The sequence below is a fragment of the Agrobacterium rosae genome, assembly GCF_002915175.1.
Taxonomy (GTDB): Bacteria; Pseudomonadota; Alphaproteobacteria; order Rhizobiales; family Rhizobiaceae; genus Agrobacterium; species Agrobacterium rosae.
In genome coordinates this window covers 52,575-76,920 of the sequence record NZ_NXEJ01000001.1, presented here as the reverse complement: position 1 = coordinate 76,920, position 24,346 = coordinate 52,575, and the positions used below count along the sequence as shown (strand labels likewise).

At 56.7% G+C, this 24,346-nt stretch carries 21 protein-coding genes and 1 other RNA gene; 11 read left to right on the top strand and 11 right to left on the bottom strand.

Features of this window, described 5'->3' with window-relative positions; translation table 11 throughout:
• The first annotated feature begins 9 nt into the window (after positions 1-9).
• Entirely contained in the window at positions 10-1,584 is a 1,575-nt protein-coding gene (ubiB, locus tag CPJ18_RS00375; RefSeq protein ID WP_103656583.1) for a 2-polyprenylphenol 6-hydroxylase, read from the top strand.
• Between the two features lie 12 nt (positions 1,585-1,596).
• Here ubiB and CPJ18_RS00370 read toward each other — a convergent pair whose 3' ends face one another.
• Together CPJ18_RS00370 and recR are read right to left on the bottom strand one after the other, a co-directional pair.
• Entirely contained in the window at positions 1,597-2,862 is a 1,266-nt protein-coding gene (locus CPJ18_RS00370; protein WP_103656582.1) for a lytic murein transglycosylase, read from the bottom strand.
• A 14-nt stretch (positions 2,863-2,876) separates the two neighbouring features.
• The gene (recR, locus tag CPJ18_RS00365) at positions 2,877-3,482 is read right to left on the bottom strand and encodes a recombination mediator RecR (RefSeq protein ID WP_077102023.1); all 606 of its coding nucleotides are present in this window, start codon (positions 3,480-3,482) and stop codon (positions 2,877-2,879) included.
• 57 nt (positions 3,483-3,539) lie between these two features.
• On the opposite strand from recR, the gene CPJ18_RS00360 reads away from it, so the two are divergent.
• Positions 3,540-4,154, top strand: coding sequence for an MOSC domain-containing protein (locus tag CPJ18_RS00360; RefSeq protein WP_188348529.1), 615 nt, complete (start codon positions 3,540-3,542; stop codon positions 4,152-4,154).
• Here the strand turns inward: CPJ18_RS00360 and CPJ18_RS00355 are convergent.
• From CPJ18_RS00355 to ffs, 3 genes are all read right to left on the bottom strand, one after another.
• A complete protein-coding gene (locus CPJ18_RS00355; protein ID WP_103585382.1) occupies positions 4,151-4,474 on the bottom strand; it encodes a YbaB/EbfC family nucleoid-associated protein in 324 nt (107 codons plus the stop codon). The two genes, CPJ18_RS00360 and CPJ18_RS00355, sit on opposite strands and share 4 nt — an antisense overlap.
• A 20-nt stretch (positions 4,475-4,494) precedes the next feature.
• Positions 4,495-6,363: a DNA polymerase III subunit gamma/tau gene (locus tag CPJ18_RS00350; RefSeq protein ID WP_103656580.1), complete on the bottom strand. Its 1,869-nt coding sequence runs from the start codon at positions 6,361-6,363 to the stop codon at positions 4,495-4,497.
• A gap of 81 nt (positions 6,364-6,444) precedes the next feature.
• Positions 6,445-6,541: signal recognition particle sRNA small type (gene ffs, locus CPJ18_RS00345), an RNA gene on the bottom strand.
• A gap of 88 nt (positions 6,542-6,629) precedes the next feature.
• On the opposite strand from ffs, the gene CPJ18_RS00340 reads away from it, so the two are divergent.
• Complete coding sequence (locus tag CPJ18_RS00340; protein ID WP_077119819.1) at positions 6,630-7,034, top strand: HIT domain-containing protein; 405 nt, start codon at positions 6,630-6,632, stop codon at positions 7,032-7,034.
• On the top strand, positions 7,034-8,005 hold the full coding sequence (gene nudC, locus CPJ18_RS00335) for an NAD(+) diphosphatase (protein WP_103656579.1): 972 nt from the start codon (positions 7,034-7,036) through the stop codon (positions 8,003-8,005). The genes CPJ18_RS00340 and nudC overlap by 1 nt, the downstream gene beginning before the upstream one ends.
• A gap of 15 nt (positions 8,006-8,020) precedes the next feature.
• Here nudC and CPJ18_RS00330 read toward each other — a convergent pair whose 3' ends face one another.
• Both CPJ18_RS00330 and CPJ18_RS00325 read right to left on the bottom strand, forming a co-directional pair.
• Positions 8,021-8,878, bottom strand: a complete 858-nt coding sequence (locus CPJ18_RS00330) for a prephenate dehydratase (RefSeq protein WP_407026445.1) — start codon at positions 8,876-8,878, stop codon at positions 8,021-8,023.
• A gap of 11 nt (positions 8,879-8,889) precedes the next feature.
• Entirely contained in the window at positions 8,890-9,645 is a 756-nt protein-coding gene (locus CPJ18_RS00325) for a 3-deoxy-manno-octulosonate cytidylyltransferase (RefSeq protein WP_103656578.1), read from the bottom strand.
• Positions 9,646-9,794: 149 nt separating this feature from the next.
• Between CPJ18_RS00325 and CPJ18_RS00320 the strand changes: the two genes are divergently transcribed.
• Entirely contained in the window at positions 9,795-10,385 is a 591-nt protein-coding gene (locus tag CPJ18_RS00320; protein ID WP_077119824.1) for a c-type cytochrome, read from the top strand.
• Between the two features lie 53 nt (positions 10,386-10,438).
• On the opposite strand, the gene CPJ18_RS00315 is transcribed toward CPJ18_RS00320, so the two are convergent.
• The gene (locus tag CPJ18_RS00315) at positions 10,439-12,742 is read right to left on the bottom strand and encodes a transglycosylase domain-containing protein (RefSeq protein WP_103656577.1); all 2,304 of its coding nucleotides are present in this window, start codon (positions 12,740-12,742) and stop codon (positions 10,439-10,441) included.
• 125 nt (positions 12,743-12,867) lie between these two features.
• Positions 12,868-13,326 (bottom strand): YbaK/EbsC family protein, encoded by a 459-nt coding sequence (locus CPJ18_RS00310; protein ID WP_103656576.1) that lies wholly within the window; start codon positions 13,324-13,326, stop codon positions 12,868-12,870.
• A gap of 515 nt (positions 13,327-13,841) precedes the next feature.
• Here CPJ18_RS00310 and CPJ18_RS00300 point away from each other — a divergent pair.
• Positions 13,842-14,051, top strand: coding sequence for a cold-shock protein (locus CPJ18_RS00300; protein ID WP_045230211.1), 210 nt, complete (start codon positions 13,842-13,844; stop codon positions 14,049-14,051).
• A 464-nt stretch (positions 14,052-14,515) separates the two neighbouring features.
• Here the strand turns inward: CPJ18_RS00300 and CPJ18_RS00295 are convergent, their stop codons facing one another.
• Positions 14,516-15,907 (bottom strand): M20/M25/M40 family metallo-hydrolase, encoded by a 1,392-nt coding sequence (locus tag CPJ18_RS00295; protein WP_103656575.1) that lies wholly within the window; start codon positions 15,905-15,907, stop codon positions 14,516-14,518.
• 68 nt (positions 15,908-15,975) lie between these two features.
• Positions 15,976-16,410, bottom strand: a complete 435-nt coding sequence (locus tag CPJ18_RS00290) for a MarR family winged helix-turn-helix transcriptional regulator (protein WP_103656574.1) — start codon at positions 16,408-16,410, stop codon at positions 15,976-15,978.
• A gap of 415 nt (positions 16,411-16,825) precedes the next feature.
• On the opposite strand from CPJ18_RS00290, the gene polA reads away from it, so the two are divergent.
• From polA to CPJ18_RS00265, 5 genes are all read left to right on the top strand, one after another.
• Positions 16,826-19,816 (top strand): DNA polymerase I, encoded by a 2,991-nt coding sequence (gene polA / locus CPJ18_RS00285; RefSeq protein ID WP_103656896.1) that lies wholly within the window; start codon positions 16,826-16,828, stop codon positions 19,814-19,816.
• Between the two features lie 71 nt (positions 19,817-19,887).
• Complete coding sequence (locus CPJ18_RS00280) at positions 19,888-20,610, top strand: DUF1868 domain-containing protein (RefSeq protein WP_103656573.1); 723 nt, start codon at positions 19,888-19,890, stop codon at positions 20,608-20,610.
• Positions 20,611-20,801: 191 nt separating this feature from the next.
• The gene (rpmF, locus tag CPJ18_RS00275; protein WP_003507205.1) at positions 20,802-20,987 is read left to right on the top strand and encodes a 50S ribosomal protein L32; all 186 of its coding nucleotides are present in this window, start codon (positions 20,802-20,804) and stop codon (positions 20,985-20,987) included.
• Positions 20,988-21,127: 140 nt separating this feature from the next.
• Positions 21,128-22,951: a sensor histidine kinase gene (locus tag CPJ18_RS00270; RefSeq protein ID WP_167397796.1), complete on the top strand. Its 1,824-nt coding sequence runs from the start codon at positions 21,128-21,130 to the stop codon at positions 22,949-22,951.
• A complete protein-coding gene (locus CPJ18_RS00265) occupies positions 22,948-24,276 on the top strand; it encodes a sigma-54-dependent transcriptional regulator (RefSeq protein ID WP_103656571.1) in 1,329 nt (442 codons plus the stop codon). The genes CPJ18_RS00270 and CPJ18_RS00265 overlap by 4 nt, the downstream gene beginning before the upstream one ends.
• The last annotated feature ends 70 nt before the right edge of the window (positions 24,277-24,346 follow it).

The following is a 24,346-nucleotide window of genomic DNA, read 5'->3' as shown; positions in this document are numbered from 1 at the left end:
GACATTCGCATGAGCACTCTTGGCGCTTATTTCCGGCTTGCAAAGGTCGGCTGGGTTCTCGTGCGTGAAGGCGTTGTACTTGCTCTGCCGTCCGAAGACCTGCCTCCCTCAGCCAGATTCGCAAAAGCGGTTCTCAAACCTTTCGCGCGCAACAGAGCAAAGCAGGTCGATCGTCGCGACCGTCTGGCAACTGCGGTGGAACGACTGGGGCCTTCCTATGTGAAGATGGGCCAGTTTCTGGCCACTCGTCCTGATGTGGTGGGCAACGAATTTGCCGACGATCTGTCGCGATTGCAGGACCGTATGGCCTTCTTCCCGAATGCTGCGGCGAAGGCGAATATCGAAGGATCACTGGGACGTCCGGTTTCCGATCTTTTCCTCGAATTCAAAGATCCGATAGCAGCCGCTTCCATTGCACAGGTGCACCCAGCCTTCGTGCGCACCGCATCGGGCCAGAAGAAAGTGGCCGTCAAGGTCATTCGCCCGGGTGTGCGCCAACGGTTTCAGAACGATTTGGAGGCCATGTATCTCATTGCCGACCTCCAGCAACGGTTTATACGTTCCGCGCGCCGCCTGCGTCCCGTCGAAGTCACACGCGCATTGGAGCAAACCACCAAGATCGAAATGGATCTTCGGTTGGAAGCTGCGGCCTTATCCGAGATTGCCGAAAACACGCGCGATGATCCCGGCTTTCGCGTGCCTGAGGTGGATTGGGAACGCACGGGCCGCGATGTCGTCACCATGGAATGGATCGACGGCATCAAGATGTCGGATGTTGCAGCTCTGAAAGCTGCCGGTCACGACCTCAATGCACTCGCTGATACGCTCATCCAGTCTTTCCTGCGCCATACGCTGCGTGACGGCTTCTTCCATGCCGACATGCACCCCGGCAATCTATTCGTTGACCCGCAGGGCATGATCGTTGCCGTGGACATGGGCATTGCCGGGCGGCTGGGCAAAAAGGAACGTCGCTTCCTGGCAGAAATTCTCTACGGCTTCATTACCCGCGATTATATGCGCGTGGCAGAGGTGCATTTCGAAGCCGGTTACGTTCCGGGACACCATGATATCGCAAGCTTCGCCCAGGCCATCCGCGCAATCGGCGAACCGATCCACGGCCAGCCGGCTGAAACCATTTCCATGGGCAAGCTGCTGACGCTTCTGTTCGAAGTCACCGAGTTGTTCGACATGGAAACGCGTCCTGAACTGGTGATGCTGCAAAAGACGATGGTGGTGGTGGAAGGCGTATCGCGCATTCTCAACCCGCGCTTCAACATGTGGAAGGCGGCAGACCCTGTCGTCAGCAGCTGGATTCGTGACAATCTCGGCCCCAAGCGCATTGTCACCGACCTGAAAGACGGTTTGAAAGCCGCCGTGAAGCTCGCGGAAGCCGCACCTGAGATCGCAGCTAAGACTGAAAAGCTGCATGCCGATCTCGTTTATATGAGCGAACACGGCCTGCGCTTTGATGAGCGGACCGCAGAGGCCATCGGCAAGGCGGAAGCGCGTCATACCCGCGGGGGGCGGATGGCGCTGTGGGTTATAGCGCTCGTACTTCTTTATATCGCCATCAGGATCAGTTGAGGCGGCAGCTATTTATCGGAGCTTCGTCTTCAAGGACGCATCGGGAAAACACGTCGGCCGCATGCCGTTCTTTGCCTGCCAGTCGCCCAGTGACCGGCGCGTCTTGAAGCCTGCGAGGCCGTCCGCCTTGCCGACATCATAACCTTTGGCGACGAGTGCTTTTTGCATGGAGAGCACGTCGGACCGTAGCATGGAGCCGACATCGCCCCATTTTCCCTGAAATGGTCCGGCACCATAAGCGATGCGATCTGCCAGATTGCCGATGAAGAGGGCATATAGGTCGGAGTTGTTATACTCCTTGATGACGTAGAAATTCGGCGTAACAACGAACTCAGGTCCATTGCGCCCCGCAGGCACCAGCATCATGCCATCTGCACTCAAGTCATTGGCAGGAAAGCCTTTTCCTGAAATTCGGGTGATACCCAGCTTGGCCCAATCGGCGACAGGACGTGCGAGATCAGGCCCTTCCTGTGCACACGATACATCGCCTGGTATGGAAACTTCAAAGCCCCAATCGCGATTGCGTTGCCAGCCGCGCTTGGAAAGATAGTTGGCTATGGATGCCAAGGCATCCGGCACGGAATTCCAGATATCGCGGTGGCCGTCCCCATCGAAATCGACGGCATATTTCAGATAGCTTGAGGGCATGAATTGCGGCTGGCCGAGCGCCCCCGCCCATGAACCCATCATCTTCGACGCTGGAATATCGCCACTTTCCACGATCTTCAACGCGTCGATCAGCTCCATGCGGAACATCTCCTTGCGGGTCGACGTGTAGGCTTTCGTGGCCAGAACGTCGATAACGACATTTGGCAGCTTGGCGCGACCGAAGCCGGATTCTCGGCCCCAGACGGCGATCAGGATATTGCCGGGAACGCCATAGGTCGCTTCGATGCGTTTGAGCGTTGCTGCATGGGTGGCGGCCAGAGAACGACCGGTTGCTGCCAGTCCCTGCAAACGTTGTTCGGAAAAATAGGCGCCAGGTGAGGAAAACTCGGCCTGGCTTTGCGCCTGATCCTTTGGTGGCTTTTGGCCGGGGATGATGAGGTCGGGTAATTTCCAGTTGATGGAAAGACCCATCAGCGTTGCCTCAAGGGTTTTCTGGGAAATGCCCGCTTTGCGCGCTTCCGGCCAGATTTCTTTTTTCAGCCATGTATTGAACTCGGCATCGTATTTTGCAGCGGCAGCACCTGTGGGGATCGTTTGCGAAAACGATGGCCCTGCGGAAAACGCGCAGATGACAGCGGCAAGGACCGGGCCGATAAATCGTAAGCGCATAAGTCTTCCTCTTCTCAAATGACCGTGCGAGCACGCAAGGCCGCCGTTAGCGTGCCTTCGTCCAGATAGTCGAGCTCGCCGCCGACTGGAACACCATGCGCCAGACGGGTGATCTTGACACCAAGCCCCTGCAGGCGGTCTGTTATATAGTGTGCCGTCGCCTGGCCCTCGACCGTGGCGTTCACTGCGATGATAAGCTCTTTGATGCCGCCAGCGCTGACACGCTCTATCAAACCCTTGATATTCAGGTCTTCCGGCCCTACCCCATCAAGCGGCGAGAGCGTGCCGCCCAGCACATGGTAGGCGGTGTTCATCGCACCAGAACGTTCCAGGGCCCAGAGATCGGATACGTCTTCCACAACGATGATGACCGTCTGGTCACGCCGATCATCCGTACACACGGTGCAGGGATCCATCGTATCGACATTGCCGCAGCGCGAGCAGACCTTCACCTTGTCATAGGCCTCGCCCATGGCATGACCGAGCGGTCCGAGCAGTTGCTCTTTCTTTTTTATCAGGTGCAGGGCTGCACGCCGCGCCGAGCGCGGACCCAGTCCCGGCACTTTCGCCAGGAGCTGAATGAGTTTTTCGATTTCGGGGCCGGTGACTCGTTTTGCCATTTGCTGCTTTTAGCCCATATGAAGAGAAAACGGAATCGTTTGAGGGAGGTGAGCGCCATGAAACTTCATGCCGTCTGTATCGGGCAAGCCGAAAAATTACCGGGCAAAAGCTACAAGACCGGAATTTTCAAAATGCCGGTCACGGGGTCCGTTCTGATCGACGCAGAGGGCATCGTCGGGGATGCGATCTGCAATCGCAAGCACCATGGCGGTGTTGATCAAGCGATCTACATCGAGGGGCTGGAAACGCTCAATTGGTGGGCTGAGACGCTTGGAAAACCTGTTGATCCCGGCACATTCGGTGAGAATCTGGTCATCGCCGGTCTCGACAACAGAGACATCAATATAGGGGACCGTTTCACCATTGGTGAGGTCGTTCTCGAAGCCACATCCGCCCGCATTCCGTGCGCAACCTTCACAGCGAGGATGCAAGACCCGACTTTTGCGAGACGCTACACAAAGGCAGCGCGCCCGGGAATTTATTGTCGGGTCATTTCAGGAGGTGCCGTGACCCCGGGCGAAACCGTATCTTACGATCCATTCGAAGGCAGCAAGGTTTCAGTGCCTGAAACGATGGCGACATTCGGAAAACGGCTGAGCGAAGAAACGAGGCAGCGTTTCCTCGCCGCCCCGATCCATTACAAGTTAAGACGCGAGCTTGAAGCCTACTAGAAAGGCAGTTTCATGCCGGGTGGGATCGGCAGACCGGCTGTCAGGTCACGCGTCTTTTCAGCGGTTATGGTTTCGGCGCGCTGCTTGGCATCATTGTGAGCCGCGACCAACAGGTCTTCGAGGATTTCGATCTCGTCTTCCTTGAGAAGCGACGGGTCGATTTTCACGCCAAGCAGCGAACCCTTGCCGCTCATTTTGACTGTGACAAGACCGCCACCGGAGGTGCCTTCAACTTCAAGCGCAGAAATCTCTTCCTGCATCTTCTCCATCTTGGCCTGCATTTCCTTGACCTTGCCCATCATGCCCATGATGTCACGCATGTCGAAACTCCTGTCTTTTTTTAAAACTCTACGTCGTCGCCGGGAAGGATGTCACCTTCGCTGGATTCCGCGACGGATGGTGGCGCGATGTCTTCGATGTCATCAGGCACAGGTGTGCGAATACGGACGTCGGTAATCTTTGCGCCTGGAAACTGTGCCAGAATGGCGGCAACATCAGGGTCCTGCCGGGCGTCAACAAGGCGCGCATCGCGGGCGTTGACTTCGGCTTCCACTAGCGTCGCTTGGCCTTGCTCTTTGCTCAGACTGACCAGCCAGTGAATGCCTGTCCATTCCTTCAGCTTGACGCCAATCTCACCGGGAAGTGAGCCGGGCGCACCTTCGCCGAGCCGTAGGTCGAGCCGCCCTGGCTCAAGCCGCACGACATGGACAAAATTACGCAGCTTCGCTTTGAGGATTGGATCCCGATATTGAGTGCAGAGATCGACGATGTCACTCAAGGAATTGACCGGCACCTTCGGCTCCGGTCGCTCTTCCTGCTTGGGTGCTGCAACCTGCATTTCCTGTGGTCGGCTGTCAGGCACGGCGCGCAGCATCGCGGTCGGCTGTGGCGCGGACTGGCGTTGCGGGGAGGATTGAGCTGTCGCTACGGCTTGCGTCGATGAATAGGCGCGTGCACCGCTGCCGTTGCCGCCACCACCTGATGGCGCACCATTCGATGCACCGCCGTCACCATTGGAAAGCTCCAGCAGGCGACGGGCGGCATCTTCCGGCGCGGGCAGATTGGCGGCGTGCGACAGGCGGATCAGCACCATTTCGGCAGCACCGGCTGGGCGCGAAGCGTTTTCTGTTTCGGGGATGCCCTTCAAAAGCATCTGCCAAATGCGGGAAAGGGTGGAAACCGCGATGGTGTCGGCAAAGTCTGCGCCCCGAACGCGCTCCACCTCGGAAAGTGACGGATCTTCCGCAGCATCGGGCACATATTTCATGCGCGTTACGAGGTGGGTGAAATCGGCAAGGTCATTCAAGACCACGACCGGATTGGCCCCGGCTTCGTACTGAGCCGTAAACTCCCCTAAGGCAGATGCGACATCGCCCTTCACCACATGCTGGAAGAGGTCAACGATGCGTGCGCGGTCGGCAAGACCCAGCATGCCACGCACGGCATCGGCCTCCACACGCCCGCCGCCATGGGCAATCGCCTGATCCATCAACGACAAGCCATCGCGGGCAGAGCCTTCGGCGGCGCGGGCGATCATCGCCAGCGCTTGGGCCTCGGCCTCGATGCCTTCCTTGGCAGCAATGGCCGTAAAAAGGCCGACAAGATCGGCCGCACTGATGCGACGCAGATCGAAACGCTGGCAGCGTGACAGGACAGTGATCGGGACTTTGCGAATTTCAGTCGTCGCGAAGATGAATTTCACATGCTCCGGCGGCTCTTCCAACGTCTTCAAAAGGCCGTTGAAAGCCTGCGTCGAAAGCATGTGCACTTCGTCGATGATGTAGACTTTGTAGCGCGCCGAAACGGGACGGTAACGGACCTGCTCGATGATTTCTCTGATGTCATCGATACCCGTGTGAGAAGCCGCGTCCATCTCGATCACGTCGACATGGCGGCCTTCCATGATGGCCTGGCAATGTTCGCCGGGAATACGCAGATCGATGGTCGGCTTATCGATCTCGTCGGTTTTGTAGTTCAGTGCACGCGCCAGAATGCGGGCTGTCGTCGTCTTGCCCACGCCGCGAACGCCGGTCAGCATATAGGCTTGCGCGATGCGGCCGCTTTCGAACGCATTGGTCAGCGTGCGAACCATTGGCTCCTGGCCAACCATCAGATCGGAAAAGTCTTTTGGGCGGTATTTGCGCGCCAGAACCCGGTAACCTGTACCCTGCTCTTTGGTCTGGGGCATATTGGTTCCGGTTTCGCTCATCGCCTCGCCAGTGATTGGGTGCTGCCCGCTATGTGGCCGAACTGGCCCGGCAAAACCTGAGCACGTCTTCAAAAAGAAAAGGTGGGAGGCTGGCACGGCGACCCGTGCCTGGCTCGTTAGGGCTGCTTCCTTCCGGACCTGACCCGGTTGGCGAGTGGCTCGTCCACCACCAACCTCCCGAGGCACATATCGGCAATAATAAAACCAAATGCAAGCCAAGCCGTCAAAAAACTGCTATCACAGCGAAAACAATTTGGGAGGATGCCTTGGACACATTCCGGCTTGACGACAGACTGGCCCGCGACAGCGTGCTGATTACCAAGCTGGGCCTGTGCCAATTGCGCCTTCAAAACGATAAACGCTGGCCATGGCTGGTGCTCGTTCCCCAGCGAAACGACATGAGCGAGCTGTTCGATCTGACGCCACTCGATCAGGCCATGCTGACCTTTGAGACCAATCAGGTGGCATCGACGCTGAAAGACTTGACTGGAGCCACGAAAATAAATGTCGGCGCTCTTGGGAATATCGTTCGCCAGCTCCATATCCACATTATCGCCCGCAATGAGGGGGACGAGTGCTGGCCCGGACCGATATGGGGACAAGGCACACCGGTCCCTTATGCGGATGATGACAGACACGATTTTATGAAAAAGCTGGGCGGCGCGCTCTAATGAACTCACAAAGCATTTTTGATACCAATTCCCCTCATCCAGAACCCAGCAACCTGACTGCATTTGCGCAAAACGCGATCGACCGCATGGCCGAAAAGCGCACCGAAGAGTGCGTGGTCAATGCCTTGAAGATCGAGGGAACGCATTTGCTGGCCTTTGCCGGCAACAAGCTTGTCCTCAAACATGACGATCAGGTTCTCGACCCGCTGTTTGCCGCCTACGAGCTAGCTGAACTCAGTCCCGACTTCGAAAATGCCATTCTGCTGGGTTACAAGGACAACGGTGAGCCCCGTGTTGCCGTGCCCGTGGGGATTGCTGCGGATGCACTGGCCAGTCATTACAAGCCGGTCGATGCGCGGACACTCTATCGAGATCAATTGATTGGCGAAGAGCTTTTGGGAGAGGTTGCACAGGCTGTCAGCCTGCTCAACTGGAACGCTGATAATCGCTTCTGTGGCCGTTGCGGCGGCACGATGGAGCTGCGCATCGGTGGATATAAACGCATTTGCGCTGCCTGCGACCATACGATTTTTCCGCGTACTGACCCTGTCGTCATCATGCTGACCATCGATATCGAACGCGATCTGTGTCTGCTGGGTCGCGGAGCTCACTTTGCGCCGGGCATGTATTCTTGCCTTGCCGGTTTCGTCGAACCAGGTGAGACGATCGAGAATGCCGTGCGGCGCGAGACGCATGAAGAGGCCAATATCGATGTGGGCCGCGTGCGTTATCACGCCTCACAGCCATGGCCCATGCCGCACACGCTGATGATCGGCTGCTTTTCGGAAGCCCTGTCTTTCGACATCACGCGCGATGAGGCCGAGCTGGAAGATTGCCGCTGGTTTACCCGTGACGAAGTGCTGCAACTTCTGGAAATGAGCGCGCCCGATGGCCGCACTCCACCACCGCGTGGTGCCATCGCGCACCGGCTGATGCGCGACTGGATCGAATGGGACAAGACGGCAGAGTGAGATTAGATCGCAAGCTCAGAGATTGTTGAGCTTGCGGCGCATCTCATGGCCTTGATAGACGCCGAAGATGCGAACTTTTTCCGAGAAGAAGCGCAGCTCTTCCAGCGCATGTCTCACGGATTCGTCATCTGGATGGCCCTCGATGTCGGCATAAAACTGCGTCGCCACGAACTTGCCGCCCAGTTGGTAGCTTTCCAGCTTCGTCATGTTGATACCATTCGTGGCAAAACCACCCATGGCCTTATAGAGGGCTGCTGGAATGTTGCGGACATTGAACACGAATGTGGTGACGATCACCTCATCCGGCGTTGCCCTCTTTGCCCAGTTTTCATCGCGCGAGAGAACAACGAACCGCGTCACGTTGTTTTCCGAATCCTCGACATTCTCAGCGAGGATATCGAGGCCGTACAGCTCCGAAGCAAGCCGAGGCGCAAGAGCCGCCATGCTGCGGTCCCCCAACTCCGACACCTGCTTTGCAGCGCCGGCGGTATCGCCAGCGACGATCGGCTTCCAGCCATTGGAGCGAATGATCTTACGGCATTGGCCCAGCGCATGGATGTGGCTGTGCACGGTCTTGATTTCATCTTTGCCGACGCCCGGTAGCACCATCAACTGAAAGCGTATCGGCATGAAATATTCGCCGATGATGTGCAGACGCGATTCGGGCAGAAGGTGATGGATATCGGCAACGCGGCCCGCCAGCGTGTTCTCGATCGGGATCATTGCGAGATCGGCATCACCGTTCTCAAGCGCGTTGAAAGCATCTTCGAATGTCGGGCATGGCAGCGGGTCCATGTCGGGAAACACGTCGCGGCAGGCCATGTCGGAATTGGCACCATAGTCGCCCTGAAACGCAATGCGGTTGCTGCTCATGTGGATCGCCATCAATTCTGTTTGTCTGCGAGGATTTCACGCGCCCTGTCGAGCTGCGCCTGTGTGTCGACACCAAGCGGCACCGACTGAACGATTTCCGCATCGATGCGCATGCCCGCTTCCAGCGCGCGCAACTGCTCGAGGCTTTCGCGCAGTTCCAGCGGTGAAGGTTTCAGCGTCACGAATTTTTCAAGCGCTGCGCGGCGATAGGTGTAAAGCCCGATGTGGTGGTAGAGCGGGCCTTGACCATAGGGTGCCGTGGCGCGGGTAAAATACAGCGCCCGTAGCCGCGTCTCGGAGGTAGGGCTGCCGACGATCTTCACCACGCTGGGGTTTGTCTTTTCTTCCTCATCGGTGATCTCCACCGTGAGGGTCGCGATATCGACGGCAGCATTATCCATCGGGCGCAGGGACGCGCGAATCGTTTCCGGCTCGATGGTTGGCAGGTCACCCTGAACGTTGATGATGAATTCGGCATTGCCGTAAGGATCAGCTTTTTGAAGCGCCTCATAGATACGGTCAGAACCGGACTGATGGTCTTGGCGGGTCATGGTCACGTCGAAACCGGCATTTTTGACGGCTTCGAATACGCGTTCATCATCGACAGCGACGACGATGCGCTCCGCACCTGCTTCGCGTGCCCGCATTGCAACTTGAACGACCATGGGGTGGCCCGCAATATCCGCCAAAGGCTTGCCCGGGAGACGGGTAGAAGCCATTCGTGCCGGAATTAGGACGACGGCTTTTTCGAAATATCGATTATTCATCCAACACCCTTCAAATCCCGCAATAAAAGTGGCAATACGTCACGGTGCGGGGAACATATTCAAGTTGCGCAGGCTGTGCAAAAGCCATAGCTTTTGAGCAATTTCAAGATGTCCGTTTGATGCGAACGGTTGTGAGGGAGCGCAAATCAATGAATTCATATGTAAACATGGCGGTCGGAGCCCTTCTGGGCACGATATTCGTCCTTATGTCGGTATCGATAGCGTCGGAAGGTATTTTCCACGCACCGACACCCGAAAAGGAAGGTTTCGCCATTGTTGCAGAGACAAGCGGTGCCGATAGCGGAAGCGGAGAGGCCGCCGCCGTGGCAACGCCGATTGCGACGCTTCTGGCCAGTGCCGATGCTGCGAAGGGCGAGACCGTTTTCAAGAAGTGTATGAGCTGTCACACCGGGGAGAGCGGCGGCCCCAATAAAGTCGGCCCTAACCTCTATGACGTCGTCAACCGCCCGATCGCCAGCCACGCAGGTTTCAGCTATTCCGCTGGCATGAAGGACTTCTCCAAGGGCAGCACCGAGAAGTGGGATTACGATCACCTCAGCTACTTCATCGAAGCACCGAAGAAGCACGTTCCAGGCACAGCCATGGGCTTTGCGGGTATCAAGAAAGAGACCGAGCGCGCCGATCTGATCGCTTATCTTCGCACGCTCTCAGCCAACCCCGCACCTTTGCCGGATCCCGCTGCAGCAGCACCTGCCCCCGCCCCGGCGGCGACAAACTGATGATTTTGAAAAGCCCGGTTCGCCGGGCTTTTTGCTGACTGCGTCTTCCCCGTTCAGTTGCCCATCAACACGTCGAACAATGTCGTCTGCTTTGGAGCGCCCTGTCGTTGCGGCGCCCCGCCGCCGACATCAGCAGGGGGAACCGGACCGCCATTCTGTTGCGGAAACTGCTGGGCCGGAATATCGGCTGGCGGATAGGGAGATGTCGACGCGGTCTGATCAGGGCCAACGGGTGCTGCTGGATAATCTTGCGGTGTCGGTGCCGGCCCGCCACCCAAAGCATTCGAAATGATATCGCCAATGGACTTCGGTGGCGCTTCCGCCATCGGCTGACCGATCTCAGGGGCACCGTAAGTGCCGAGCCCGAACAGCGGAGATGGCGTGAGCCCGGCATGTGCCGCGGTCATGAACTCTTTCCACGCCTTGGCAGGCAGACCGCCGCCCGTGACCTTCTTCATAGACGTACCATCATCATTGCCGAACCACACACCGGTGGTCAGCGTGCTGGTGTAACCGACGAAGAGTGCGTCACGGAAGGATTGCGTGGTACCGGACTTGCCAGCGGCTTGCCAACCTTTCAGTCGTGCCGCCTTACCCGTACCTTCATTGATGACACCGACCAGCATACTGTTCATGGTTGCAGCAATGGCTTCGCTCAAAACGCGTGGTGGATTGTCGTATTTGTTCTCGTAAAGCACCTTGCCGTCAGGGTCGGTGATGCGTTTGACGATATGCGGGGTTGCCTTGAAGCCGCCATTCATCATCGGGGCATAGGCGGCAGTCAGTTCCAGCAGCGACACTTCTGAGGTACCGAGTGCAATCGAAGCATTGGCCTGCAAGTCCGATTCGATCCCCATACGGTGTGCGACCTGCGTCACCCGTTCAGGGCCAACTTCCATGACCAGTTGTGCTGCGATGGTGTTCAGCGAATTGGCGATAGCCGTCGCGAGTGTAACTTCACCACGATATTTCTGATCGTAATTTTCTGGTGTCCATTTGCCGATTTTGACCGGCGCATCATTGCGCACCGAATTCGGCGTCAAACCATTTTCAAGCGCGGCTATATAGACGAAGGGTTTGAAGGCAGAGCCGGGCTGGCGTTTTGCCTTTGAGGCACGGTTAAACTGGCTTTCCGTATAATCCGCCCCACCGACAATCGCTCTGATAGCCCCGGTGCCATCGATGGAGGCAAGCGCTGCCTGCGATGCGCCGAGCTTTTTGCCCTCGCTTTTCAAAACATCGGAGAGAGATTTCTCGGCCTCTTTTTCCAGATCGAGATCAATCGTGGTATCGACAACCAAATCCTGCTTTACGTCACCCACCAGCATGCGGACTTCTTCAAGCACCATGTCTGCGGCATAGTGCTCAGCACCGGACCAGAAGCGTTTCGCTTTTGTCGGCGGCTGCGACATGGCCGTCTTGATTTCGTCTTCACTGATAAAGCCGACATCGCGCATGGATTGAAGAACCACCTGCGCACGCTCTTCCGCTGCCTGCGGATCACGCGCAGGTGACAGGCGGGACGGCGCTTTCAGCAGGCCGGCGAGAAGAGCGGCTTCTCCAAGATTGACGTCGCGGGCGGACTTGTTGAAGTACCGGCGAGATGCCGCCTCAACCCCGTAAGCATTCGAGCCGAAATAGACGCGGTTCAGATACATCGCAAGGATCTGGTCCTTGGTGTATTTCTGCTCCAGCCAGAAGGCGAGCAGCACCTCCTGGATTTTCCGCTCAAGCGTTCTGTCGGGAGAGAGGAACAGGTTCTTGGCAAGCTGCTGCGTCAGTGTCGAGCCACCCTGAACCGTTCGACCGCTGGTAATATTGGTGAAGATGGCGCGGGCCAGACCCAACGGATCGATGCCGAAATGCGAATAAAAACGTCGGTCTTCGATGGCAACGACAGCCTGTGGAAGATAGGGCGACATGTCTTCAAGGGCTAGCGCCTCGCCACCTGTCGTGCCGCGATTGGCAAGCACGGTGCCGTCAACAGCAACGATTTTCAGATTGGGTGGGCGCTCTGGTATCGTCCATGTGCTGGCACTTGGCATACGCGCACCGTAATACAGCACAAGACCTGCAACACCGATGCCGCCCCAGATACCGAGCACGATGCACCAATAGAAACATGAGCGGATAAAGCCTGTGATGCCGCCACTGGACCGTTTCGCGCTCTTCGGCGACGCTTTTCTGGAGCGTTCACGCTTCTGCGGCTCGAAAGGATCGGAAGGTTTGGACTTTTTAGCGCCCCCTCTGGTGCCGTTAATCCGGTCGCTTGCATCAAGACGCAGGTCGTCGCCGGATTCGTGAAAATCCCCGAAAGAAGGTTCTACGCGCTGGCCTGACTTGCCATTACCTGCCATCTGCGGGACATCGCTCCATGATTTGGCGGTTCTGCACCCTGCCCTGTGATCGTCATTTCATCCCGATGAAGCTTAAATGCGGCGATTTAAGGTGGGGTTAAGGGACACGAGATGTCACGTTGCCGTCACTGGCAGACATCAACCCACTCGGCACCCGTCAGCGCAACCATGCGGTCAGGGCTGATACGGACCGCCGCGTTGGTGGCACCGGCAGCGGGCACGACCTCGGCATAATTCTTCAGCGAAACATCGCAGTAAATCGGCAACGGCGAAGGAAGTCCGAAAGGGCAAACGCCGCCAATGGGGTGGCTCGTAAATTCAACGACCTCTTCCGCACCCAGCATACGCGGTTTGGCACCGAAGCGATCTCGAAATTTGCGATTGTCCAATCGCTTTGTGCCAGCAGTGACAACCAGAAGGACAGTATCGCCGGCTTTCAGACAGATCGTCTTGGCGATCTGGTCCGGATCCACAGCGTGGGCTTCCGCGGCCTGGGCGACGGTGGCTGAGCTTGCTTCCGTCACCAGGACTGTGACGTCAGGCGCAAAGGAAGCAAAGTATCCTCGGACTGATTCAAGGCTCATGCGCAATGTTTAGGCGCTAATGCAGCAAAGGGCAAGGTATTACCCATTAGCTATGCGTCTGACGCAATGCTGTGCTGCAATGTTTTGACTGTTTCGAAAGCAAAATTGTTGTATCTTCAAATCATCGAAGCGACGCACTCCTCCTCCCAGCGTCGCCCGATTGGACTGACAACACTCCTCCTCCCAGTTGTCGGTCAGTATCAAGAGCCCGGCGCACCTCCTCCCGCGCCGGGCTTTTGCTTTTCTACTTCTAATCATCGACGAGCCAGACGTTAGTAATCGCTGCGAAATTCGACACGCGCGGATGGAAAAAAGCTTGGTTTCGGGACGCCGAACCTCATCAAAGAAACTTGACATATCCGATGTGCGACATTAATTCTGCGCCATCGATATTTGTTTGACGACCAGAGCTTCGACGTCTTTTTGAGACGCATACGACGATCTTTCCTTCAAATTCGAGAACACCGCGCTGATTTTCAGTGCAAACGTAATTTGCCAACGGAAGGAACATCGTTATGGCGACTGGTACAGTAAAGTGGTTTAACGCAACTAAGGGCTACGGCTTCATTCAGCCTGACGATGGCGCACAGGACGTATTCGTGCACATTTCCGCTGTTGAGCGCGCTGGCTTGAACGGCCTCAAGGATGGTCAGAAGATCACCTATGAACTCGTTCAGGACCGTCGCTCGGGCAAGATGTCTGCAGACAGCATCGTCGCTGCCTAATTTGGCGTTCTCGGCCGGCACTTGGCTGGCTTGAATAAGATTTTGAAAGGCCGGATTTTTTCCGGCCTTTTTTATTTGTCTGCTCGGCAAAGCCAGTCAATCTCGACGCAGTCCATTCGATTTTTCTAAAAAACAGGATTTGCGGACTTGTAAACAGTCCGCACCATACCAATATTGGCTTCATGAGTGTTTCGGGCAATCGTCCGAAGAGCCGATAGATTGCTTCTTGTGCGTTAACCAAAGATTAACCAAAGCAAGGCAGTCTGTTTTCTGAAGACGCGAGCGACAGCAAATTTAGTTGGCGCCGTGCTGAGACACCAAACCGTTTTATGCACTTTGACCACGGATGTACTGGCACTGAAGCAAAAACGGTAGGAAAGGTCGGGCTTGCCCGGCCTTTTTGCTTTTTAAGGCAACGAGCCCTCTATAAAGCGCCGCCGGGAAAACCCGGCGGCGCTTTTATGTCATTTGCCGCCCAGTGCTGCCAAAATTCTGACCCACGAGCGAATGCCTTTGTGGAAGGATTGCAGGTCGTACTTCTCATTTGGCGAGTGGATGCGATCATCTGTCAGCCCAAAGCCGATCATCAACGAATCCATTCCAAGCATCTTTTGAAAGTCACCGACAATAGGTATGGATCCGCCCATGCCGATGACCACGGCAGGTTTTGCCCACTCATCCGACAGCGCGTTCTTTGCTTTTGTCAGAGCTGGAGAATCGTAAGAGAGCTGAATGGCAGGCGAGCCGCCATGCTCATGAAAGTCCACCGAGCAATCGGCCGGGATTTTCGAGCGGACATAGGCACGGAAGCTCTCGCGGATTGCGGCCGGGTCCTGCGCGCCGACAAGGCGGAATGAAATCTTGGCGGACGCTTTGGCCGCAATGACGGTCTTGAAGCCCTCGCCGGTGTAGCCACCAATGATGCCGTTGACTTCCGCCGTCGGCCGCGCCCAGGTCAATTCGAGAACAGACCGTCCCTTTTCCCCCGCCGGAATGGACAAGCCGACTTCACCCAAAAATGACTCCGCCGTGCGACCGAGATTGTCCCACGATGCCTTGATGTTGGCAGGCGTTTCCTCGACGCCATCATAAAAACCGGGAAGTGTCACGCGGCCCGTCTCGTCGTGAAGACCGGCAAGAATATGTGTGAGGAGATGGATTGGGTTGGCGGCGGCACCACCAAAGAGGCCGGAATGGAGATCACGGTCTGCGGCGGTTATAACGATCTCCTCGCCCACGAGGCCGCGCAAGGCAGCCGCAATGGCCGGTGTCTCACGGTCCCACATGCTGGTATCGCAGACCAGCGCGTAATCGGCCTTCAACTCCTCCGCATTGGCGTCCAGGAACGGCTTCAGAGATGGCGAGCCGGATTCTTCTTCACCTTCAAACAGAATGGTAATGCGAAGCGGCAGCGAGCCATGGACCTGCTTATAGGCTCGGCACGCTTCAACGAAGGTCATCAGCTGGCCCTTGTCATCGGATGTGCCACGACCGGTCAGCACCTGCCGACCCGCGCCGATATCCTTGATCGCCGGATCGAACGGATCGTTTTCCCAAAGGTCAATGGGATCAACCGGCTGCACATCATAGTGACCGTAAAACAGCACATGGGGTGCATCGGGTGTTGCGCCATCATGATGGGCAACGACCATTGGGTGACCGGGGGTATCACGGATCGAGGCGTTGAAACCGAGGCTCGTCAAATCCCGGACCAACCAGTCGGCAGCCTTGCGGCATTCTGCCTTATAGGCCGGGTCGGTGGAAATCGATTTGACGCGGACCAGTTCGAAAAGCCGCTCGAGGCTGGAATTGATGTTATCGTCAACCGCCGAAAGTACGGGAGAAATGTCAGTCATTACGCGATCCTGTCATGCAAAGATCAAAACAGGATAGAGCAAAGGCCGCGCAGTTTCGAGCCGGAAATTCAGGTTTCGGTTCTGGACGCCTCAATCGTGCGGTTCATATATTCGAGCAGCAATTGTCGTTCGAACTTCAAGAGCGTTCCCAGGACGGCATCGTCCGTTTCCTTGGATGCAGAAATGGCCTGCATTTCAAGTTCACGTCCTCTTTCCGTCAACTCTATGATCTGCGCACGACGGTCTTTAGGGTGGGGCTTGCGCTGAATGAGGCCATCGCGCTCCATCCTCGACAAAGTGTTGGCCAGCGTCGCCTGCTCGACGTCAACGCGGTCCAGTAACTGGCGCTGCGTCAATGCATCTTCATGCCAAAGTTCAAGCAATATCGGAAACTGACCGGGAGAGAATCCAAGCGCAACGGCACGCTTGCTGAGCGCCTTCGAAAACGTCTTTGCAAGCTGTGCCGCAAGATAAGTCGCCGAATCGTTTCTCGAAAAACGCATCTAACCCCTGTGCGCGTGATGCGGCGATCTAATTCTCCGCGATTACATATCAGGCTATGTAGAGTGACAGGCTTTCGCGAGGCATGTCGTCACCGCGCATAAAAAAACCGCCATGGCCGGGAGGGGACAGCCATGGCGGTTATATTGAAGGACAAAGGCCCGGAGAGGGGGATAGGCCTTTGTCCGGTCTGATGCGGCGGGGGACGAGCCTGCAATCAGACACGGCGTGATCAGTCGCCGTCCTCTAAGAAATGAGGCCGCAAATACGGCTTTTCAAGGGAAGCCCGGATTACAAATTAGTAACGTTCTGGTGAAAATCGCGCGGTCTTTCAATCTGTCTGCAAACGGTGGGTTTTCGGCTTGACGCAGAACTTTATCTGGACGCCAACCATGGCCCGCGCTATCCATGCTTCCCATGAAAAAAGGCGATCATCTCTTCCTCGTAGACGGCTCCGGGTTCATCTTCCGGGCGTTCCATGCCATTCCCGCGCTCAACCGCAAATCGGATGGATTGCCGGTCAATGCCGTCTCCGGTTTCTGCAATATGTTGTGGAAGCTTTTGAAGGATGCGCGCAACACCGATGTCGGTGTAACGCCCACGCATTTTGCCGTCATTTTCGACTATTCCTCAAAGACGTTCCGCAACGAGCTGTACGATCTTTACAAGGCCAACCGCTCCGCGCCGCCGGAAGATCTGGTACCGCAATTCGGTTTGATCCGCCACGCGACACGCGCCTTCAATCTGCCCTGCATCGAAACGGAAGGGTTTGAGGCCGACGATATCATCGCCACTTACGCCCGTCAGGCCGAGGCCATAGGCGCGGATGTGACGATCATTTCTTCCGACAAGGATCTGATGCAGCTCGTCACCGCCAACGTGCATATGTACGACGCGATGAAGGACAAGCAGATCGGCGTTCCCGATGTCATCGAAAAATGGGGCGTTGCTCCCGAAAAGATGATCGACCTGCAAGCCATGACCGGCGACTCGACCGATAACATTCCCGGCATTCCCGGCATCGGCCCGAAGACGGCAGCGCAATTGCTAGGTGAATATGGCGATCTCGATACGCTGCTGGAACGGGCTGGCGAAATCAAGCAGCAGAAGCGCCGCGAAAACATTGTTGCCAATGCGGAGCTGGCGCGCCTTTCACGGCAGCTCGTGGCGCTCAGAACCGATGTGCCGCTGGAATTGCCGCTGGATGCTCTGACGCTGGAGCCGCAGGATGGCCCCAAGCTCATCGCCTTCCTGAAGGCCATGGAATTTACCACGCTCACCCGTCGCGTTGCCGAAACCACGGGTGCTGATGCCGCAGCCATCGATGCCGCCCATGTTCAGGTGGAGCGTGGACCGCAGGCTCACGGTCCTGATCTGGATGCGGCAACGGAGGCCGCAGGCGACAAGCCCATGTCGCTCGATGAAAGCGCGGTCGAAAACGCGTCGGCCATCGCCTCGACACTGGAAGGAAGCACGCCCGCGGCGCTCGCCTCTAGCCGAGAGGCAATGTTCTCTGCTGCGAAGATCGACATCACCACCTATCAGACCATCCGCACGATTGAAGAGCTTGATCGCTGGATTGCCATGGCCCGTGAGACAGGTGTCGTTGCTTTCGACACGGAAACGACCTCGCTTGATCCGATGCAGGCCGAAATGGTCGGCTTTTCACTGGCAATTGCCAACAATCGCAAGGATGCGACAGGCACGGAAATCATCGCCGCCTATGTGCCGATTGCCCACAAGACCGGTTCGGGCGGCGATCTGTTCAGTGATGGCATCAAGCTCGCCCCTGATCAGATTCCGGCACGCGATGCGCTGGATCGGCTAAAAGGACTGCTGGAAGACCCATCCATTCTCAAAATCGCGCAGAACCTGAAATATGACTACCTGCTGGTCAAGCGCCTCGGCATCGTCATGCAGAGTTTTGATGATACGATGCTGATGTCCTATGTGCTGGAAGCGGGCAAGGGGCTGCACGGCATGGATGCCCTGTCCGAACGCTGGCTCGGTCATAAGCCGATTGCCTATAAGGATGTCGCGGGCTCGGGCAAATCAGGCGTCACCTTCGATTTCGTCGATATCGACAAGGCAACCGCCTATGCCGCGGAAGATGCCGATGTGACACTGCGCCTATGGATGGTGCTGAAACCGCGCCTCGTGGCCGACCGCCTGACCGCCGTCTACGAGCGGCTGGAGCGCCCGCTGCTGCCGGTTCTTGCTCGCATGGAAGAGCGGGGCATCACCGTCGACCGTCAAATCCTGTCGCGCCTCTCCGGCGAACTTGCACAGAAGGCTGCCGCGTTCGAAGAAGAGATTTACGAACTCGCGGGCGAAAAGTTCAATATCGGTTCTCCCAAGCAGCTGGGTGATATCCTGTTTGGACGAATGGGCTTGCCCGGAGGTTCCAAAACCAAGACCGGGCAATGGTCCACCTCGGCCCAGGTTCTGGAAGATCTGGCCGCCGAAGGCGCTGAACTGCCGCGCAAGATCGTGGACTGGCGTCAGCTGACCAAGCTGAAATCCACCTATACGGATGCCCTGCCGGGCTACGTTCACCCGGAAACGAAGCGGGTCCACACATCCTATTCACTGGCCTCCACCACCACGGGCCGCCTCTCCTCATCTGAACCCAACCTTCAGAACATTCCGGTGCGCACGGCAGAAGGCCGCAAAATTCGCACCGCTTTCATCTCCACGCCCGGCAACAGGCTTTTGTCCGCAGACTACAGCCAGATCGAGCTTCGGGTTCTTGCCCATGTCGCCGATATTCCGCAGTTGAGAAACGCTTTTGAAAACGGCATCGATATTCACGCCATGACGGCATCGGAAATGTTCGGCGTTCCGGTCGAGGGCATGCCATCCGAAGTGCGCCGCCGCGCCAAGGCGATCAACTTCGGCATCATCTACGGCATTTCCGCGTTTGGCCTCGCCAACCAACTCAGCATCGGGCGCTCGGAAGCGGGCGACTACATCAAGAAATATTTCGAGCGCTTCCCTGGTATCCGCGACTATATGGAAAACACCAAGGCTATCGCGCGCGACAAGGGTTACGTCGAAACCATCTTTGGTCGCCGCATCAACTACCCCGAAATCAAGTCGTCCAATCCTTCGGTGCGCGCCTTCAATGAACGCGCTGCCATCAATGCGCCCATTCAGGGTTCCGCTGCCGATATCATCCGCCGCGCGATGATCCGTATAGAACCGGCACTGGAAGAGGCCCGGCTTTCTGCGCGGATGCTGTTACAGGTGCATGACGAACTGATTTTCGAAGTGGAAGAGGCAGAGATCGACAAGACCTTGCCGGTCGTGGTGTCGATCATGGAAAATGCGGCCATGCCCGCCATCGACATGAAGGTACCGCTGAAGGTAGATGCGCGTGCCGCCGCCAATTGGGACGAGGCACACTGATTGTGCCTTGTCATTGAAGTGTCGCGTGCCGGGAGTAGGAGGCTACCTTGCTTACAAGGAGCCTTCGCACCATGCACGCGCCGTTCGTTTCACAGAAGCTTGCCGCCTTCTCCGCCTCCAGTAACGACGCGCCGCCGCGTCATCTTGGAACCCGGTATGATTTGAACGGCGAATTTCTGCGTGAGCCGGGAAACACGGTCGTCTGTCATCTGGCAGAAGGGTCACGCACCCAATATGCGATCATCAAGGCCCGCAAGCAGCTTCTCGACATGCCAGAGGCTCATAGCCATCTGGCTTTCACCCCCATCTCCAGTCTTCACATGACCGTATTTCAGGGGATCATCGAGTATCGCCGCACCTGGCCCTATTGGCCAAAGGAGATGCCCGGCGATACATCCATCGACGAGATGACGGATTTCTATCTGAAAAAACTTCAGGCTTTTCCGCAGCTTCCAGCCTTTGCAATGCAGATAACCCGCGTTTCACCGCTTGGCCTGACGTTGAAAGGTGCAACGGTAGAGGATGACCGTGCCGTTGCAGAATGGCGCAATGCATTTGCCGACGCGTTTTCTTATCGCCATCCCGACCACGAAACCTACGAGTTTCACATTACTTTTGCTTACATCATGCGCTGGTTCGATCCCGGGTGCCTGCCGCACTGGCAAAGAATGCTCGATGAATGCCTTGAGGAACTGCGGTCCGCCGTGCCGGTTCTCGAAATGCGCCCACCAGCATTCTGTGAATTCAATGATATGAAGCATTTTGAGGAATTGATCGTTTTCGATCCAGTCTGATAGTCAGTGGAAAAAGCTTTCGCGTGAAACCCTTCCGCGATTCGGACATTCTGGAAAAAATCGACGCCGGGGCTGGTCAAAGCCTTGGGAGGCATGTATAAGCGCGCCAAAATTCAGATATAGAAACATGTGACATTCGGCCTGGGTCCTGGCTGGTTCCCGTGTTTCGCCGCTCAAGTGGAGTTACACAAATGGCAGTACCAAAGAGAAAAACTAGCCCGTCCAAGCGCGGCATGCGTCGTTCGGCCGATGGCCTGAAGTCCGCAACTTATGTTGAAGACAAGAACTCAGGCGAACTTCGCCGCCCACACCACATCGACCTGAAGACCGGCATGTACCGTGGCCGTCAGGTTCTGACACCAAAAGAAAGCGCATAATTTTTAGCGCAGTCTTCGATTGAAGAATAAGCCGGCCTTTGGGTCGGCTTTTTTGTTTTGTCAGCACGCAGTTCGATCACGCTTGGAAAATCCAGCGCCTCCACTTAGACTTGCACATGGGAATGTGGAGGGGGAGATCGGTGACATATCGCTGGATCGGTATCGTGCTTGTTTGCTTGGGGCTTGGCGGCGTCGCCTTGACCCGAGGAAGCGATCTCGTCGCCGAAAGTTATTTCGATGAAGTGGCCGCGCAAGGCACCACGACGTTGCGGCTGGCGGTCTCTGCGCTGGGTGGGCATTTGAGCCGCTACGAGCCGCTACCGGCATTGATGGCCGATCACGACGATATCGAGGAGCTTGTCGCACATCCGCAGGAGCAGTCGTTGCGGCTTCGCGCCAATATCTACCTGAAGTCCATCAACGACCTGCTGAAATCCTCCGATATTTACATCATGACGCTGGATGGCGAAACGATCGCTGCCAGCAATTATGATGGCCCAGCGAGCTTCGTCGGCCAGAATTTCAGCTACCGCCCGTATTTTCAGGACGCTGCGAAGGGGCAGCAATCGAAATTCTTCGCGCTCGGCACCACCTCCCACAAGCGCGGTTATTATTTTGCCTCGCCCATTCTTTTCAACGCAGAGATCAAGGGCGTCATTGTCTTCAAGGTGGATATCGAAGGGATAGAGGCATCCTTTGGTAATGGCGAGAACCGCATCTTCGTCAATGATCCCGAAGGCATCATTTTCATGACGGGAACACCGGAATGGCTTTATTCGGCCATCCAGCCGCTGACACCCGAACGCATTGCCAGAACCGAAAGCTCTCGGCGCTATTCGGACGCTAATCTCAGGCAGCTTGCGGTGACGCACAGCACCTTCGGCGAACATGATCTGATGACTATCCGCGAGGGTGAGCAGGACCGGGAGTATATTTCTCTCTCGCAGGACATGCCCGACGCCGGATGGACGGTCAATATGCTGATGGACACCGGTTCCATACGCACCCAGGTGAAGACGACGATGATCGCCGTCGTTCTTTGTCTTTGCCTTGCCGGTGCTCTGGTTGCCGCAATGCTGCAACGGCGCAAGAGCCTTCAGGACAGATTGATCCATCAGGCAGAAGCGCAGGCCGAACTGGAACGACGGGTAGAAGAGCGCACCGCCGATCTCGCCCGCGTCAATGTCGACATCAAGCACGAAATTGCCGAACGGCGTCAAACCGAAAAGCGGTTGCGCAAAACGCAGAAGGATTTGATCCAGGCTGGGAAGCTGGCAGCGCTCGGGCAAATGTCGGCGGCTCTTTCCCACGAGTTCAACCAACCGCTGGCAGCTGCGAAAACCTATGCCGAAAGCGCCTTGTTGCTAATCGAGCGCGGCAGGGTTGACGAGGCCTCCGATAATCTCAAACGAATCTCGGGGCTGATCGACCGTATGGCCGCCATCGGCAAGCACTTGCGTAACTTTGCGCGCAAGCCGAATGAAAAGCTCGGCCCGGTCTCGCTGGATACCGTGGTCAGCGACACGCTGGAGATCGTCAATGCTCGTCTCAAGGCGGCCGATGCGCAATTGACCGTGGATTTCGGGCTGGTGCCGCTTCAGGTTAAAGCTGGCCCTGTCAGGCTTCAGCAGGTCCTGGTCAACATCATTTCCAACGCCGCCGATGCCGTGGAGGGGCTGCAGGATCGCCGTATCGATCTGACTGCGAGGCTGGAGGGCGAAAAAGTCATCCTCTCCATTCGCGACCATGGTCCCGGCGTTCCGCCTGCCATCATGGAGCGCATTTTCGATCCGTTCTTCTCCACCAAGGGCGTGGGCAAGGGATTGGGTCTTGGGCTTTCCATTTCCTACAATATCGTCAAGGATTTTGGCGGGCGTCTCAGCGTGACCAATCTTCCAGAAGGTGGTGCACGGTTTGATATTGAACTGGACGCGGAAGCGCCGATGGAGATTGCTGCCGAATGAATGCCTCGCGCGTTTTGCTGATCGATGACGAAGAGGATTTGCGGCTTTCCACCGCACAGGCGCTTGAGTTGGCAGGTCTCGACGTCGTCACCGTCGACCATGCCGACCATGTCTTCGAACTGATTGGCTACAGCTTCGATGGCGTGATCGTCAGCGATATCAGAATGCCCGGCATGGATGGAATGACGCTGCTGCAAAAGGTGCGGGAACTGGATGCGGAAATCCCGGTCATTCTCGTCACCGGCCATGGAGATGTGCAGCTTGCCGTCAGCGCCATGCGCAACGGCGCTTATGATTTCATCGAAAAACCTTTCAGCGTTCAATATCTCGCTGGCATTATAAAACGTGCGATAGACCGGCGCTCTCTTGTTCTGGAAAACCGCCGCCTTCGTGCAGTCGCAGGCAAACGTGACGATCTGGAAACGCGCCTGCCGGGACGCACGCAGGTCATGGTCGATCTGCGCTATCGCATCCGGGCAATTGGTGCTGCCGACGCCGATACGCTGATCATCGGTGATACCGGTGCCGGTAAGGAAGTCGTTGCCCGTGCGCTTCATGACGTGAGTGCCCGCGCAGACAAACCCTTCGTCGCCATAAATTGCGCAGCCCTGCCGCAGCACCTTATCGAAAGCGAGCTGTTCGGCCATGAGGCTGGCGCTTTTCCCGGCGCTTTGCGTCCGCGTTACGGCAAGTTCGAACATGCCCGCGGTGGCACGGTGTTGCTGGATGAAATCGGCTCCATGCCATCAGACATGCAAGGCAAGCTTTTGCGGGTGCTGCAAGAGCGTACGATCACCCGCCTCGGCTCAAACGAGACCGTGGAGCTCGATGTGCGCTTTATCGCGACCAGCAAGGCTGATTTGGCACAAGAGGCGCTGGCGGGGCGCTTTCGGCAGGACTTGCTGTACCGGCTGAATGTCGCGACGGTTCATGTCCCCGCACTTTCGCAGCGCCGCTCCGATATTCCGCTGCTTTTCCTCCAGTTGGTGCGCGAGGCAGCGGCACGTTATGGCCGGGATGATCTCGACGTACCCACCGATATCATCTCAACTCTTGCCATGCAGGATTGGCCGGGCAATGTGCGGGAACTGAGAAATGCGGCAGACCGGCTGGTATTGGGGCTGGATGGCGGCGCGTCGGATGGGGCACAAACGACGTCGGAAAATGCCGCGAGTCTCTCGGACAAGGTCGCGGAGTTCGAAAAATCCGTTCTGGCAAGAGCGATCGCGCTCCACAAAGGCAATCTCAAAGCTGTCTACGAAACACTCGGAATATCCCGTAAGACCTTGTATGAAAAAATGCAAAAACACGCGCTGACGAAATAATAATTTACGATGGTGGTTAAAGTAAAATAAGAGGTTCGACCCACTCGATTTAATCATATATTGGAATAGA